Origin of the sequence: Mesorhizobium sp. M2A.F.Ca.ET.046.03.2.1 (genome assembly GCF_003952425.1) — a bacterium.
GTDB lineage: Bacteria > Pseudomonadota > Alphaproteobacteria > Rhizobiales > Rhizobiaceae > Mesorhizobium.
The window spans coordinates 2538214-2554180 of record NZ_CP034449.1 but is presented as its reverse complement, the minus strand read 5'-3'; the positions used below and the strand labels follow the sequence as shown (position 1 = coordinate 2554180).

The window sequence follows — 15967 nt, the reverse complement described above, 5'->3', positions numbered from 1 at the left end:
ATGGCCGATACCAAGGTCCGCACCGAGATACGTTTCATCCTGAACGGCGGCGACGTGGCTCTCACAGACGTCGCGCCCGATGCGACCCTGCTCGACTGGCTGCGGCTCAACCGCTCGCTGCGCGGCACCAAGGAAGGCTGCGCCGAGGGCGACTGCGGCGCCTGCACGGTGCTGGTCGGCAAGCTTGCCGGCGACGGCCTGGTCTATGAAAGCGTCAATGCCTGCATCCGTTTCGTGGGTTCGCTCGACGGCACCCATGTCGTCACTGTCGAGCATCTGCGCGGCGAGCCTGGTAAGTTGCACCCCGTGCAGCAGGCGATGGTCGATTTCCACGGCTCGCAATGCGGCTTCTGCACGCCGGGCTTCGTCATGTCGCTCTACGGGCTGTGGATGAAGACGCCCGATCCGTCCAACGCCGCGATCGAAAAGGCGCTGCAGGGCAATCTTTGCCGCTGCACCGGCTATGAGGCGATCATGCGCGCCGCGCATGCCATTTCGAGCTACGGCAAGGCGGCGAAGGATCCGCTGGCGGTGGAGCGCAAGGACATCACCGCGCGGCTGAAGGCATTGCGCGATGGCGCGAGAGTCGAGATCGGGTCGGGCAAGGCGCGGCTGATCGTGCCGGCCGGCGTCGACGATTTCGCAGGGCTGCTCGAAAAGGAGCCGGGCGCCACCATCGTCGCCGGCTCGACCGATGTCGGCCTCTGGGTCACCAAGCATATGCGCGACATCTCGCCCGCGATCTTCATCGGCGGTCTCGACGGCCTGCGCGCCATCTCGGAGAAGGACGGCGTCATCACCATCGGCGCGGGCGTAACCTACACCGAAGCCTTCGAGACGCTGTCGAAGCGCATCCCGGCCTTGGGACCGCTGGTCGACCGCATCGGCGGTGAGCAGGTGCGCAACATGGGCACGATCGGCGGCAACATCGCCAACGGCTCGCCCATCGGCGACACGCCGCCGCCGCTGATCGCGCTCGGCGCGCAGCTTACGCTGGGCAAGGGCAAGAAGCGCCGCACGATCCCGCTCGAAACCTTCTTCATCGCCTATGGCAAGCAGGACCGTCAGCCCGGCGAGTTCGTCGAAGCGGTGCATGTTCCGGTGCCGGCGAGCGGCGAAAAATTTGCCGTCTACAAGGTCACCAAGCGCCGCGACGAGGACATCACGGCGACGCTCGGGGCTTTTTACCTGACGTTGGCCAAGAACGGTACGGTGGCCGATATCCGCATCGCCTATGGCGGCATGGCGGCGACGCCGAAGCGCGCCACGGCGGTTGAGAAGGCATTGATCGGCAAGGTCTGGAGCGAAGCGACCGTGGAGGCGGCTATGGCCGAATACGCCAGTGACTTCACGCCGCTCACCGACATGCGGGCAAGCGCCGAATATCGGGCGCTGGCGGCGAAGAACCTTCTGCTGCGCTTTTATGTCGAGACGACCGGCACCAAGGCGCCGCTACAGGTTTCGCGCAGCGAGGCGGCCTGATGCAAATCAACGCGTGCAAGCAGTCGCGGGTAGCGTCCTTCTCCCCGTTCACGGGGAGAAGATGCCGGCAGGCAGATGAGGGGCGGCGCCGGCACCGGTCGTTTTCTGCAAACTCGTCGACGTCAGCGCCGCCCCTCATCCGACCCTTCGGGCCACCTTCTCCCCGTGAACGCAGGGCTGTCCGGGGAAAGTTAGACATAGTCGAGGCTCATCTGATCGGGAGAGCAGCGGGGGTACCTTCGACTTGGATTGACGGGCGGCGGTTTGTCGATGGCGGCGATGTGGCGCCGCTCGAACAGGCATCGTGTCACCAGGTCGGTGAAGCGCAGGATCGGCAGTGCAACGCGATATGCGCGCGCTGCAATGCGCAACAGCGCATAGGCGATCATGGCGGCGAAGAGCTGCAGGCGGATGGCGTTGTCATTGTTGCCGAGGAACTTACGGATCTTGAGGTGCTGCTTGATCCAGCGGAACAGGAGCTCAATCTGCCAGCGCCCCTTGTAGAGGGCTGCTATGTCGGCGGCCGAGCGCTCGAGATCGTTGGTCAGCAGCGTGATGGTGTCGCCTTCGTCTCGCTTCACGATGATGCGACGCAAGCGGATCGGCAGTTTGGAATCGCCTTTGCTGGCAAAGCTCACCTCGGCATCCTCAAGCACGGTGAAGCCATCGCCGTGCATGGCTGCGAGGGGACGATCGCACACCAGCTTGAGCCCCATGTTGGTTTTGGGCCGGGTGACGAAGAAGGCTTGCGCCGCCGCGATCGCCGTCCACCAGCCGTAGTGGCAGTAACCCTTGTCGAACACGTAGGTCGCACCGTCTTCGATAGAGATGGTGCGGCCGATCTGGGCGTCGTTGACGTTGGCATCGGTGATGTCGAGGACGCGCGGACAGTCGCTGTCTGGATCATAGACGATATGCAGCTTCATGCCGCGGATGCGGCCGTTCGACTTGGCCCAGTCGCAAAGCTTGCCGAGCGGGATGGGCGTGGAATCGATCAGCCGCAGCATGGCACTGCCTTCGCGACGCATCTGCCGGTCGAGTTGGCCTGCAAGCAGGGCGAACGTCTCGGCGAAGACGGCTACAGGGCGGCGCCGGTTGGCGTCCGACAAGGTCGAGCGCCGCAACAGGTCGCTGCCGAGGTGGTAATGGTGCTGGCAGTTGGCGTTCCAGCCGGCTTGCAGGCTGCGAAGGCTCGTCGCGCCGCTGAGCTGAGCATAGATCAACACCACGAGATGGTCCCAGCTCTTGAACGACTTGTCATACGCATCCCCGTCATGGCTATCCACAATCGTCTGGAAGCGGCGACGATTGATCGGTTCAACCAGCTTGCCAAGAATGCTAGGCGTAAAGCGCATGCCCCGTTCCCTTTCTGAGTCTCGACAACCAGAAGGTAGACGGAAAATCCCCGTCTTACGGGGCATGCACATGCGGCATTTCGATTCACCCGAACCTTTCCCCGGACAGCCCTGCCGTGAACGGGGAGAAGGAAAGGAGGCTGAATGACCAAGCACGTCCCTAACCTCAAGGCCCAGAAGATCTCGGGTGGCGTCGCCAGCGACCAGCGCCACGAATCCGCGCACAAGCATGTCAGCGGCACGGCGGTCTATATCGACGACATGCCGGAGCCGGCCGGCACGCTGCATGGCTGCCTCGGCCTGTCCACCGCGACGCATGCGACGATCACGAAGATGGACCTCTCGGCCGTGCGCGCCGCGCCTGGCGTCGTCGATGTGCTGACGGCAAAGGACGTGCCGGGAGAAAACGACATTTCGCCCACCGGCCGCCATGACGAGCCGGTGCTCGCCGAGGGCAAGGTTGAGTTCTATGGCCAGCCGATCTTCTGCGTCATCGCCGAGACACGCGAGCAGGCCCGCCGCGCCACCAGGCTGGCCAGGGTCGAGTACGAGCAGCTGCCCTTCGTCACCGACATAGGCGCGCTCGACCCGCGCAAGGACAAGCTTGTCACGCCGCCGCTCACATTGAGGCGCGGCGACGCGGCGGCGGCGATCAAGGCAGCGCCCCGCAAGCTCAAGGGCAAGATGCGCCTCGGCGGCCAGGAGCACTTCTATCTCGAAGGCCATATCGCAATGGCCGTCCCCGGCGAGGACCAGGACGTCACCATCTATTCCTCGACCCAGCATCCGAGCGAAGTCCAGCATATGGTGAGCCATGCGCTGGGTATCCCGAGCAACGCCATCACGGTGGAAATCCGCCGCATGGGCGGCGGCTTCGGCGGCAAGGAAACGCAGGGCAACCAGTTCGCGGCGCTCGCCGCGATCGCGGCCAAGCGCCATCATCGTGCGGTCAAGATCCGGCCGGACCGCGACGACGACATGACCGCGACCGGCAAGCGGCATGATTTCCTGATCGACTACGAGGTCGGCTTCGACGACGACGGCAACATCCTCGGCGTCGACTTCATGTTTGCTGCGCGCTGTGGCTTTTCGTCGGACCTCTCCGGCCCGGTCACCGACCGCGCGCTGTTCCACTGCGACAACACCTATTTCTGGCCGGCGGTGCACGCTCAGTCAGCGCCGCTTTATACCAACACGGTCTCCAACACCGCGTTTCGCGGCTTCGGCGGCCCGCAAGGCATGGTCGGCGCAGAGCGGGTCATCGACGAGGTGGCCTTTGCCCTCGGCAAGGACCCGCTCGAGATCCGCAAGAAGAACTTCTATGGCGCAAGTGGTGACAAGGAGGGCGACCGCAACGTCACGCCCTACCACCAGACGGTCGAGGACAATGTCATCCAGCGCATCATCGCCGAGCTGGAGGCGAGCTCGAACTATGCGCGGCGCCGGCGCGAGATCAGCGCTTTCAACGCCAACAGCCGCTTCATCAAGCGCGGGCTGGCGCTGACGCCGGTCAAGTTCGGCATCTCCTTCACCGCCACGCACTACAACCAGGCCGGCGCGCTGGTGCATGTCTACACCGACGGTTCGGTGCATCTGAACCATGGCGGCACCGAGATGGGGCAGGGCCTCTACCTAAAGGTGGCGCAGGTGGTGGCCGAGGAGTTCCAGATCGACCTCGATCAGGTGAAGATCACCGCGACCACCACCGGCAAGGTGCCGAACACCTCGGCGACCGCCGCCTCGTCCGGTTCCGACCTCAACGGCATGGCGGCGCAGAACGCCGCCCGCCAGATCAAGGACCGGCTGACCAACTTCGCCTCGGAAAAATACCAGGTGCCGCGCGACCAGGTGTTGTTCCTGCCCAACCGCGTCCGCATCGGCAACCAGGAGATACCCTTCGGCGATCTGGTCAAGCAGGCCTATATGGCCCGCATCCAGCTGTCGGCGGCCGGCTTCTACAAGACGCCGAAGATCCACTGGAACCGCGACAAGGGCGAAGGTCGCCCGTTCTACTACTTCGCCTATGGCGCTTCCTGCTCGGAAGTCTCGGTCGACACGCTGACCGGAGAATATGTGGTCGAACGCACCGATATCCTGCATGAAACCGGCCGTTCGCTGAACCGCGCCATCGACCTCGGCCAGGTCGAAGGCGGCTTCATCCAGGGCATGGGCTGGCTGACCACCGAGGAACTGTGGTGGGACGACAAGGGCCGCCTGCGCACTCATGCGCCGTCGACCTACAAGATCCCGCTCGCCTCCGACCGTCCAAAAGTCTTCAACGTCACGCTGGCCGACTGGTCCGAGGCGAACGAGCCGACCGTGCATCGCTCCAAGGCCGTCGGCGAGCCGCCTTTCCCGCTCGGCATGTCGGTTCTGCATGCGCTTTCCGACGCCGTCGCGAGCGTCGCGGACCACAGGATCTGTCCGCGCCTCGACGCGCCGGCGACACCGGAGCGTGTCTTGATGGCGATCGAGAGGCTGAAGCGGGAGGCCACGCAGCCGGCCTGAATGCGCCTAAACGTGCAAATCGAGGCGCAAAACGCTATATTTCCGGGATGGAAATGCAGACGATGAACTCGAAAGTACAAGATCTGAAGGCGTTCCTCGGCCAAACCGGCCGGGTCGCCCTCGTCGAGGTCGCGGCCACGAAAGGCTCGACGCCGCGCGAGGCCGGCGCTTTCATGCTCGTCTCGACATCGGCCATTTTCGGCACGATCGGCGGCGGCCAGCTCGAATATATGGCGATCGACAAGGCGCGGCAGATTCTGCGCTCCTCACCCTCCCCCTCGTGGGGAGGGTCGGACGACGAAGTCGGCCGGGGTGGGGGCCGCGGCGTCTCCGTGCCCCCACCCCGGATAGCAAACGCCGCTTCGCGCCGCCTGCTCTCCGACCCTCCCCACGAGGGGGAGGGTAAAGAGGCCCGCATCGAGGTCGATGAAGTTTGCGCCACGCTCGACGTCCCGCTCGGGCCGGAGATCGGCCAATGCTGCGGCGGCCGCGTCGAGGTGCTGATCCGCCTCGTCGACGGCTCGCTGGAGCAGCAACTGATCGCCAACGCTCAATCGGAAGAGGCGCATCTGCCGCATGTCTATATCTTCGGCGGCGGCCATGTCGGCCAGGCGCTTGCCGCGTCGCTGGCGCTGCTGCCGATCCACGTCGTCGTCGTCGAGACCCGGTCCGAGGCATTGGAAGGCATGCCGGAAACGGTGGAAACCCGGCTGACGCCGATGCCCGAAACCGTGGTGCGCGAGGCGCCGGCCGGCTCAGCCTTCGCCATCCTGACCCACGATCACGCCCTGGATTTCCTGATCGTCGCCGAGGCGCTGAAGCGCGACGACACCGCCTATGTCGGCATGATCGGTTCGAAGACCAAGAAAGCCACCTTCAGGAGCTGGTTCCTGAAGTCCGCCGATGGCAGCGAAGCCGAGTTCGACCGCCTTGTCTCGCCGATCGGCGGCAATGCCGTTAAGGATAAGCGGCCCCCGGTGATTGCCGCGCTCGCCGCCGCCGAGATCATGACGGCGCTGGTCGCGCATGCCTCCGATGCGCCAGGCGCTGCCAGCGCCGAAAAGGTGATGGCCGGCTGACCTTGCCGTGGCGATTGGCCAGGAACGCCCGTCACTTCGTCATCCACGGGCGAAGCAAGGAGCGTAGCGACGCAGCGCAGACCCGAGGATCCATTCCGTGACTTCGATGCGTCGCAACGATCCAGAATTCTGCGCCACTGCACCTCCCGATCAAGGTCACGGCATGGATCCCAGGGTCTCCGCGACGGAGCTGCGCTCCTGCTTCGCCCTGGGATGACGAAGTTTGGGGCCTAATCCCCAGCACTTGCGCTGATTTCGAACGGTGTAAATCTTGCCTGCTGCCTTAAATCCCCGTGTCGAGGAGTTGGCAGCAAAGATACGCGGCTATGACTGCCGCTCACAGCTGCTCGTCGCTTTCTTCGTTTCCCAACAGACTTTGAACCGTGTTTTCTGCGCGCCTGACCAATACGAGGCGAGAAACATGGACATTCTGCGCATAGCAGCCTTTTCGAACGGCAACACCGGTGGCAATCCCGCCGGCGTGGTGATCGGCGAGGCCTTGCCGGATACGGCCGACATGCAGCGCGTCGCGGCCGAAATCGGCTTCTCCGAAACCGCTTTCGCCGCGCCCGAGGGCGATAGCTGGCGTGTCCGCTACTTTTCGCCGGAATCGGAAGTGCCGTTCTGCGGCCATGCCACCATTGCGCTCGGTGCGGCGCTAGTCAGGAAGTTTGGCAACGGGGTCTTCGCGCTGATCCTCAATCAGGCGAACATCACCGTCGAAGGTTTTTGCAACGGCGCCAACGTCGCCGCCGCGCTGCAGTCGCCGCCGACGCGCAGCGGGCCGGCTTCGTCGGAACTGGCCGGCGAGGCATTGGCGCTGTTCGGCTACCAGCCGGGTGATCTCGATCCGGCCATTCCGCCAGCCCTGATCCACGGCGGCGCCGACCACCTCGTGCTGGCGCTGAGGTCGCGTGAGGCATTGGCCGCCATGGCTTATGACCTGAAGCAGGGCCAGTCCTTCATGCGGCGCGAAGGCTTGGTCACGATCCTGCTCGCTTATGCCGAGACGCCGCGCATTTTCCACACGCGCAATCCTTTTGCTTCCGGCGGTGTCTACGAGGATCCGGCGACAGGGGCGGCGACCGCGGCCTTTGCCGGCTATCTGCGCGATCTCGGCTGGCCGCATGGCGGCGCCATCGACATCGTCCAGGGCGAGGATATGGGCATGCGCTCGCGCCTCCATGCCGATATTCCGCCGACGCTTGGCAGCTCGATCCGGGTGTCCGGAACGGCGCAGCTAATGGACTGAGCTGAAGCAATTCCAGGAAAAGTGCGCCGCGGTTTTCCGTCCGGAATTGCGAAACCAAGAATCTTAGATAGGCCGCTTGAGGCCGAGATGGTCCCGCAGCGTGCGGCCTTCATAGTCCCTGCGGAACAGGCCGCGCCGCTGCAACTCCGGCACCACCAGCGTTGCAAAGGCGTCGAGCTCGCCCGGGAACCAGGACGGCATGACGTTGAAACCGTCGGCGGCGCCGCCTTCAAAACGCTCCTGCAATTCGTCGGCGATCTCTTCGGCAGTGCCGACAATCCGCCAATGGCCGCGCGCGCCGGCAAAGTATCGCGCCAGCTCGCGGATCGAGAGCCCGTCGCGGCGCGCCTGTTCGATGACCAGCGCCTGCCGGCTCTTCATGCCTTCGCTCTCCGGCAGCTCGGGCAGCGGCCCATCGATCGGGTAGCGCCCAAGATCGGAAATGCTGAGATAGCTGGAGAGCAGCGCCACGCCGACATCGTCGGGGATCAATTCCTGCAGTGCATCGTATTTCGCCTGTGCCTCGGCTTTCGTGGCGGCCACGATCGGCGCCACTCCGGGCATGATCTTCACATCGTCCGGCTGGCGGCCATAGGCGGCGAGCCGCCCTTTGAGATCGTCATAGAAGGCCCTGGCTTCCTCGAAAGTCTGCGCGGCCGAGAACACGACATCGGCGGTGCGCGCGGCCAGATCCTTGCCGTCGTCCGATGCTCCGGCCTGCACCATCACCGGCGCGCCCTGCGGCGAGGGCGGGACGTCGAGCGGGTCGCGCACCGAGAAGCTTTCGCCGTCATGGCCGGCCGGCTTGCGGTGCCAGAGCCCGGTGATCACCGTGGCGAACTCGCACGCCCGCGCATAGCGGTCGGCATGCGGCCGCAGCCCCGTCGCGCCGAAATTCGCCGCTTCGATCGGGCTGGCCGAGGTGACGAGGTTCCAGCCGGCCCGCCCGCCGCTCAGATTGTCGAGCGAGGCGAAGGTTCGCGCCAGCCCATAGGGTTCGTTGTAGCTGGTCGATGCCGTGGAAACCAGGCCGATGCGCTCGGTCTGGACGGCCAGGGCTGAAAGAAGGCTGATCGGCTCGAAGCCGATCGAGCGTGACGTCTGGCTGGCAATGTTGACATTGGCCTCGCGCAGGCCGGCGGCGTCCTCGCAGAACACCATGTCGAACTTCGCCGCTTCAGCAGTGCGGGCAAGTTGAATGTAATGCTCGATGTCGATACCGGCCGTCACATGCGCGTCCGGATGGCGCCAGGCGGCGATGTGGTGTCCGGTCGCCCACAAGAACAGGCCGAGCTTCATCCGGCGCGCGGTCATTTTGCGCCTCCTGTGCCGAGGCCAAGACGGGCGCGCAGCGTCGCGCCCTGCTGGCCCCGGCCGGCGAGGCCATCGCGTCGGAGCTCCGGCAAGGCACGGTCGGTAAAATTCTGAAGTGCCGGGACATCAGCCGGCAAAACAAGATTGAAGCCGTCGCAGCCGCTCGAGCCCAGCAAGCTTCGAAGCCCGTCGATAGGCGGCTCGGATTCAATGGCGACCGTCAGCAGCACCATCACGCCTTCCGGTTTGCGGCCGGCGGCAAGCGCCCGGCGTCTCAAGTCGGCGGTCGCAGCATTGGCAGCGTCGGCCGACTGTTCCGCGATCAGAATGACGTCGGCGCCACGGCTTGCGAAATCTCGATCGGTTTCGTTCAAACCGGACATGACCAGCACCGGCGTGTCCTGAGGCGAACGCGCGACATTGAGTGGCCCGCGCACCGCGAAGAACTCGCCCTTATGGTCGAGCATATGCATCCTGTCGGGATCGTGGAACCGGCCGCCCGCCTTGTCGAACAGCAAGGCATCGCCGTCCCAGCTCCGCCATAACCCTTGGACGATGCCGATATATTCCTCCGCGCGACGGCGAAAATCGCCATCGGAGAAACCTTCCGGGCGGCTGAAATTCGCCGCCTCGCGCGGGTTCTGCCTCAGTGTCGCGTTCCAGCCGACGCGGCCATGGCTGATGATGTCGAGCGAAGCAAAACGGCGCGCCAGATTGTAGGGCTGGTGCGCGAGCGTCGAGGCGCTGGCGACGAGGCCAATCCTGTAGGTCACCGTCGCCAAGGCGGCCAGCAGCGTGGTCGCTTCGAACGGGCTGGTCGATGGTCCCTCCGCGACGTCGGAAATGATGACCATATCCACACCGGCCGCTTCCGCCTGCCGTACGAAGGCGCTGATTTGGCCGAAGTCCAGGACGTCTTGTCCTGTGGCTGCGATGTTGAGCGAAACGGCGAAATGCATGTGGCGGCCCTCGGCTGCCCTGAAAATCGGGCAGACGTCTGGCCCCCAACCTAGGCCGCTCTTCGCGCATGGCAACCGGATCGAGTGGGCCACGAGGCTGTCATATGCCGACCAGCCTTTGACTGCATCAAGGCAGAGGCCTTGGCCCGAATGTCATGTTGGCGGCCACATGTTTCGGCGATTAGCCTGAACGCTCCTCGCGGTCGTCATTCTATGGCGGAGCAAGGAGCGAAGCGACGCGGCGCAGACCCGAGGATCCATTCCGTGACGTCGAGGCGCCGCGCAACGAGGCAGAATTCTGCTCCGCTGCGCCCCACGTCGAAGGTCACGGAATGGATCCTCGGGTCTGCGCGCCGCTTCGCGTCGCTCCGCCCGTGGATGACGACGTCGCGGAGGCTTCGGCCAACCGAGAGCAAGCCACCACTACTTCCCCGCAAGAATATCCTTGATCAGCCGCTGGCAGCGCTCGGCCATGAAGTCGAGCAGCAGCCGCACCTTCGGGTCCTGCAGCTTCTTGTGCGGATAGACGGCGGCGAATTGCACCGGCGTTGGCGGCGTCTGCGGCAGGATCACCTTCAGCCGGCGGTCGCGGATGAAGGGCTCGACCTCGAACCGCGGCTTGTTGATGATGCCGCGACCCGACAGCGCCCAGCCGGTCAGCACGTCGCCGTCGTCAGTGTCGTAAGGGCCGTGCACCTCGAACTTCTGCGGGCCGCCGGGCGTCTGCAGCGTCCAGACATATTCGCGCGCGCCGGCATAGCGCAGCATCAGGCAGTCGTGTTTCCTGCCGATCAGTTCCTGGGGTTCGGCGGGCTCGCCGCGCGCTTCCAGATATTTCGGCGCCGCCACCAGCACGCGCTCGCATTCCATGATGCCGCGCATCCTGAGGCTCGAATCCTCGATGATGCCGAGGCGGAAGGCGACGTCGATGCCTTCCTTCATGATGTCGACATTGTGGTCGGAGAGCCTGAGCCGCACCTCGATATCTGGATATTTGTCGTGGAAATCCGGGATGCCCGAGGCGATCAGCCGCCGTCCGAGGCCGAGCGGCGCCGTCACCCTGATGGTCCCGCGCGGCTGGCCGGACAGCGATGCGACCGCGGCTTCCGCCTCGGTGATGGCATCCAGCACCTGCTTGGCGCCGGTGTAGAACACTGTGCCGTGCTCGGTCGGCATCAATTGACGGGTCGTGCGGTTGAACAGCCGCACCCCCAGATGCTTTTCCAGTTCCTTGATGCGGTTGGAGGCGACGGCCGGAGAAATGCGCATGTCACGCCCCGCCGCCGACAGATTGCCGAGCTCGACGACGCGGACGAAGACGGCGATGTTGTCGAGATAGGCCATGCGTGGCTCTCAAACGGCTATGAGGGGCAAGCCTAGTATTTTCCATTTTTTTTTGAAAGTCATCGCGCACCTCGCCTCTTTTCGTTTGCGCTGCACACCGTAAAGTCGCTCTCATCGGCAGGGACGATTTCAATGATGGATTTCGCGATTTTCTGGGACTGGCTAAGCTTCGCCGTCCGCTGGCTGCATGTAATCACCGGCATCGCCTGGATCGGCTCCTCCTTCTATTTCGTCGCCCTCGATCTCGGCCTGCGCCAGCGTCCCGGCCTGCCTGCCGGCGCCTTCGGCGAGGAATGGCAGGTGCATGGCGGCGGCTTCTACCACATCCAGAAATACCTGGTGGCGCCGGCCGAGATGCCGGAACACCTCACCTGGTTCAAATGGGAGTCCTACGCCACCTGGCTGTCGGGCTTCGCCATGCTCTGCGTGGTCTACTATGCCGGCGCCGATCTCTTCCTGATCGATCCCAACGTGCTCAACATCTCGGCGCCGGTCGGCATCCTCTTGTCGCTGGCCACCATCGGCGTCGGCTGGATCGTATACGATCTTCTGTGCCGCTCGCCGCTCGGCAAAAGCGACACTGGGCTGATGCTGGTGCTCTATTGCGTGCTGGTGTTCATCGCCTGGGGGCTCACCCATCTCTTCACCGGCCGCGCCGCCTTCCTGCATCTCGGCGCCATCACCGCCACGATCATGTCGGCCAATGTCTTCATGGTCATCATCCCCAACCAGAAGATCGTCGTCGCCGACCTCATCGCCGGCCGCAAGCCTGACCCGAGATACGGCAAGATCGCCAAGCAGCGCTCGCTGCACAACAACTACCTGACCTTGCCGGTCCTGTTCCTGATGCTGTCGAACCACTACCCGCTGGCCTTCGGCACGCAGTTCAACTGGGTCATCGCCTCGCTGGTCTTCATCATCGGCGTGCTGATCCGGCACTATTTCAACACGGTCCATGCGCGCAAAGGCAACCCGACCTGGACCTGGCTGGGCGCCGCCGTGCTGTTCATGATCATCATCTGGCTGTCGACCGTCCCGAAGGTGCTGACCGGCGAGCCGAAGACCTCGGCCGCCTCCGCCGCCGCTCAGGTCTATATCGCCTCGGCGCATTTCCCGGCCGTGCGCGACACCGTGCTCGGCCGCTGCTCCATGTGCCATACGGAAGAGCCGGTCTATGAAGGCATCTACCATGCGCCGAAGGGCGTGCTGCTCGACACCGACGAGCGCATCGCCGAGCATGCGCGCGAGATCTACATCCAGGCCGGCCGGGCGCATGCCATGCCGCCCGCCAACGTCACCCAGATCACCGACCAGGAACGGGCCCTTCTGGTCGCCTGGTTCGAAGGCGCCGGAAAATAGGCATGACAGCGAAAATTCTGCGCGGCCGTACGCTCTCCTTCATGCGCTGGCCCGAAACGATCGACGACCATTCCGCCTGGCGCTACGAGGAGGATGGCGCCCTGCTGATTGACAATGGCAGGATCGTCGCCGCCGGCGCCTATGCGGATGTCTCGAAGAAGGCGGGCGCCGGCGTCGAGACGATCGACCATCGTCCGCATCTGATCCTGCCGGGCTTCCTCGACGCGCATGTCCATGTGCCGCAGATGCAGATCATCGCCTCCTACGGCGCCGAGCTGCTCGACTGGCTGAACAAATACACCTTTCCAGAGGAGTCGAAATTCCAGAACGCCCAGCATGGCCGCCGCATCGCGCGGCTGTTCCTCGACGAGATGCTGCGGCAAGGCACGACGACGGTCGCCGCCTATTGCTCGGTGCACAAATCATCGGCGGAAGCCTTCTTCGCCGAGTCGCATGAGCGCAACATGCTCAACATCGCCGGCAAGGTGATGATGGACCGCAACGCCCCGGACGGCGTGCTCGACACGCCGCAAACCGGTTACGACGACAGCAAGGCGCTGATTGCCGAATGGCACGGCAAGGGCCGTCAGCTCTATGCCATCACGCCGCGCTTCGCCATTACGTCTACGCCCGAGCAGATGGAGATGGCCGGCGCGCTCTGCCGCGAGCATCCCGGCCTGCACATGCAGACGCATCTGTCGGAGAACCACGCCGAGATCGCCTTCACCCAGGAGCTCTACCCCTGGTCGCGCGACTACACCGACGTCTATGAGCATTACGGCCTGCTCGGCAAAAAGAGCCTGTTCGGCCACTGCATCCATTTGTCGGAGCGCGAGGCGGATGCGCTGTCGCAATCGGGCTCGGTCGCGGTGTTCTGCCCCACCTCCAATCTTTTCCTCGGATCCGGCCTGTTCGACTACCAGCGCTATCGTCTGCGCGAGAAGCCGCTTCGGATTGCGGCCGCGACCGATGTCGGTGGCGGCACCAATTATTCGATGCTGCGCACCATGGACGAGGGCTACAAGGTGATCGCGCTGAACGGCGAGAAGCTGAACCCGTTCCAGTCCTTCTGGCAATTGACGCGCGGCAATGCCGAGGCGCTGTCGGTGGCCGACAAGGTCGGCACGCTGGAGGAGGGCACCGATGCCGACATCGTCGTGCTCGATGCCCATGCCACGCCGGGCATGCGGCTCAGGATGGAGACGGTCGAGACGCTGGCGGAGGAGCTGTTCCTCTTGCAGACGCTGGGCGACGATCGGGTTGTGCGCGAGGTCTATCTGGCGGGCCGTCCGGCGAAGAGCGCGATTGTCGCAGGGTGACCCCCTCACCCGGATTGCCGACCGAATTGCGAAGCGCAATTCGGGGCAATCCGACCTCTCCCCGAGGGGAGAGGAGCGAGCCGGCGCTGGCGCCAGTCTCTTCTCCCCTCGGGGAGAAGGTGGCCGCGAAGAGGCCGGATGAGGGGGCGTCCGCGATGGATGCTTGACCACACGGAGCTTGTCGTACAAACGACGGTGTCGATTTTCGGAGAAAGAGACATGGCCACCGCCGACGACATCGCTCTGATCAAGAAACAGGAAGCCACGCTGGTCTTCCCGGCCTTCGACGAGGCCGTCGCCTTCAAGATCGGTTCCGGCATCAGGGATCGGGCGCTGAAGGAAGAGCTGCCGATCATCGTCGACATCAGGACCTTCGACCGGCCGCTCTTCTATGCCGCGATGCCGGGCTCCAACGCCTCCAATCCGGACTGGGCGCGGCGCAAGATCAACGTCGTGAAGCGCTATCTGAGAAGCACCTATCGCCTTGTGCTGGAGCAGCAGCGGCCTGACCGCACGTTCAAGGTCGGCGAAGCGCTTGACATCGCCGACTATGTGCTGGCCGGCGGCGGCTTTCCGGTCACGGTCAAGGGGGCCGGGGTCATTGGCGTCATCGCCGTTTCGGGCCTGCCGGAGCGCGAGGACCACGGCGTCGTGGTCGATGCGATCTGCGCGCATCTCGGCGTCGATGCGAGCAAGCTCAGATTGCCGCCGGAAGACAAATGACCGATCCAAAGACCTTCCTCACCTCGATCTTCAAGGCCGCCGTCGCCGCCGCCGACCCGGAAAAGACGATCCGCAATCATTTGCCGGCTAAGCCGAAAGGCCGCACCGTCGTCATCGGCGCGGGAAAGGGCTCGGCGCAGATGGCGGCGGCCTTCGAGAAGGTCTGGGACGGTCCCATCGATGGTCTGGTCGTCACCCGCTACGGCTATGGCGCCAGTTGTGAGCGCATCGAGATCATCGAGGCGGCGCATCCGGTGCCGGATGCCGCCGGCCTGGAGGCCTCGCGCCGGCTGCTCGAGAAGGTGCGGGGCCTGACTTCGGAAGACCTGGTCGTGGCGCTGATTTCCGGCGGCGGCTCGGCCCTGCTGCCGTCTCCCGCTCCCGGCCTGACGCTTGCCGACGAGATCGCCGTCAACGAGGCGCTGCTTGCCTCCGGCGCGCCGATCGCGGCGATGAACACCATCCGCAAGCATGTCTCGACCATCAAGGGCGGACGCCTGGCTGCCGCGGCGCATCCGGCGCGGGTCGTGTCGCTGGTCGTCTCCGACATCCCCGGCGACAACCCGGCGCTGGTCGCCTCGGGGCCGACCGTTCCCGACACCGGCAGCCGTCAGGATGCACTGGCCTCGATCGCCGCTTATGGCATGAAGCTGCCGGCCTCGGTCATGGCCCATATCCAGTCGCCCGACGCCGATGCTCCGCGTCCCGGCGATCCGCGCTTTGCCGGCAATGAGGTGCACCTGACCGCCTCGGCCGGCGTCTCGCTGGAAGCTGCCGCCGCCGAAGCGAAGCGGCAAGGCATCGAGACGGTCATCCTGTCGGATGCCATCGAGGGCGAGGCGCGCGAGGTCGGAGGCGTCCACGCCGCGATCGCGCGCGAGGTGGCGACGCGCAACCGCCCTTTCAAGAAGCCCGTGCTGATCCTGTCCGGTGGCGAGACCACCGTCACCTTGCGGGCCAAGGGGAAGGGCGGCCGCAATTCCGAATTCCTGCTCGCCTTCGCCATCGGTATCGACGGTGTCGAGTGCATTCATGCCCTTGCTGCCGACACCGACGGCATAGACGGCTCGGAGAACAATGCCGGCGCCTTCGCCGACGGCTCGACCGTGGCGCGCATGCGCGCGGCAGGCGTCGACGCCAAGGCAATGCTCGCCGGTAACAACGCCTGGACGGCATTTAATGCGGTTGGAGATTTGTTCGTGCCGGGGCCGACGGGGACGAACGTGAACGATCTGAGGGCGATTCTGGTTAGGTAGCGCGGAGCCCCACAGAG

General features: G+C 64.7%; 12 protein-coding genes. 8 read left to right on the top strand and 4 right to left on the bottom strand.

Annotated elements, in window-relative coordinates:
* Window positions 1-1482, top strand: coding sequence for a xanthine dehydrogenase small subunit (gene xdhA / locus EJ072_RS12090; protein WP_126079900.1), 1482 nt, complete (start codon window positions 1-3; stop codon window positions 1480-1482).
* Between the two features lie 191 nt (window positions 1483-1673).
* On the opposite strand, the gene EJ072_RS12085 is transcribed toward xdhA, so the two are convergent.
* Window positions 1674-2837 (bottom strand): IS4 family transposase, encoded by a 1164-nt coding sequence (locus tag EJ072_RS12085; protein WP_126078352.1) that lies wholly within the window; start codon window positions 2835-2837, stop codon window positions 1674-1676.
* 144 nt (window positions 2838-2981) lie between these two features.
* On the opposite strand from EJ072_RS12085, the gene xdhB reads away from it, so the two are divergent.
* From xdhB to EJ072_RS12070, 3 genes are all read left to right on the top strand, one after another.
* Entirely contained in the window at window positions 2982-5345 is a 2364-nt protein-coding gene (xdhB, locus tag EJ072_RS12080) for a xanthine dehydrogenase molybdopterin binding subunit (RefSeq protein WP_126079899.1), read from the top strand.
* A gap of 62 nt (window positions 5346-5407) precedes the next feature.
* Entirely contained in the window at window positions 5408-6424 is a 1017-nt protein-coding gene (xdhC, locus tag EJ072_RS12075) for a xanthine dehydrogenase accessory protein XdhC (RefSeq protein ID WP_126079898.1), read from the top strand.
* Between the two features lie 421 nt (window positions 6425-6845).
* Entirely contained in the window at window positions 6846-7676 is an 831-nt protein-coding gene (locus EJ072_RS12070; protein WP_126079897.1) for a PhzF family phenazine biosynthesis protein, read from the top strand.
* A gap of 63 nt (window positions 7677-7739) precedes the next feature.
* Here the strand turns inward: EJ072_RS12070 and EJ072_RS12065 are convergent, their stop codons facing one another.
* The 3 genes from EJ072_RS12065 to EJ072_RS12055 form a co-directional block, all read right to left on the bottom strand.
* The gene (locus tag EJ072_RS12065) at window positions 7740-8990 is read right to left on the bottom strand and encodes an LLM class flavin-dependent oxidoreductase (RefSeq protein WP_126079896.1); all 1251 of its coding nucleotides are present in this window, start codon (window positions 8988-8990) and stop codon (window positions 7740-7742) included.
* Complete coding sequence (locus EJ072_RS12060; protein ID WP_126079895.1) at window positions 8987-9949, bottom strand: LLM class flavin-dependent oxidoreductase; 963 nt, start codon at window positions 9947-9949, stop codon at window positions 8987-8989. Before EJ072_RS12060 ends, EJ072_RS12065 begins: the two co-directional genes overlap by 4 nt.
* A 423-nt stretch (window positions 9950-10372) precedes the next feature.
* Window positions 10373-11293: a LysR family transcriptional regulator gene (locus EJ072_RS12055; RefSeq protein WP_126079894.1), complete on the bottom strand. Its 921-nt coding sequence runs from the start codon at window positions 11291-11293 to the stop codon at window positions 10373-10375.
* 132 nt (window positions 11294-11425) lie between these two features.
* Here EJ072_RS12055 and EJ072_RS12050 point away from each other — a divergent pair, with 132 nt between their 5' ends.
* The 4 genes from EJ072_RS12050 (at window position 11426) to EJ072_RS12035 (ending at window position 15950) form a co-directional block, all read left to right on the top strand.
* Complete coding sequence (locus tag EJ072_RS12050) at window positions 11426-12652, top strand: urate hydroxylase PuuD (RefSeq protein ID WP_126079893.1); 1227 nt, start codon at window positions 11426-11428, stop codon at window positions 12650-12652.
* Window positions 12653-12654: 2 nt separating this feature from the next.
* Window positions 12655-13971 carry a guanine deaminase gene (gene guaD / locus EJ072_RS12045; protein WP_126079892.1) on the top strand — a complete coding sequence of 439 codons (1317 nt, stop codon included), beginning with the start codon at window positions 12655-12657 and terminating at the stop codon, window positions 13969-13971.
* Between the two features lie 219 nt (window positions 13972-14190).
* Window positions 14191-14694, top strand: a complete 504-nt coding sequence (locus EJ072_RS12040; RefSeq protein WP_126079891.1) for a heme-degrading domain-containing protein — start codon at window positions 14191-14193, stop codon at window positions 14692-14694.
* The gene (locus tag EJ072_RS12035) at window positions 14691-15950 is read left to right on the top strand and encodes a glycerate kinase (RefSeq protein ID WP_126079890.1); all 1260 of its coding nucleotides are present in this window, start codon (window positions 14691-14693) and stop codon (window positions 15948-15950) included. Before EJ072_RS12040 ends, EJ072_RS12035 begins: the two co-directional genes overlap by 4 nt.
* The last annotated feature ends 17 nt before the right edge of the window (window positions 15951-15967 follow it).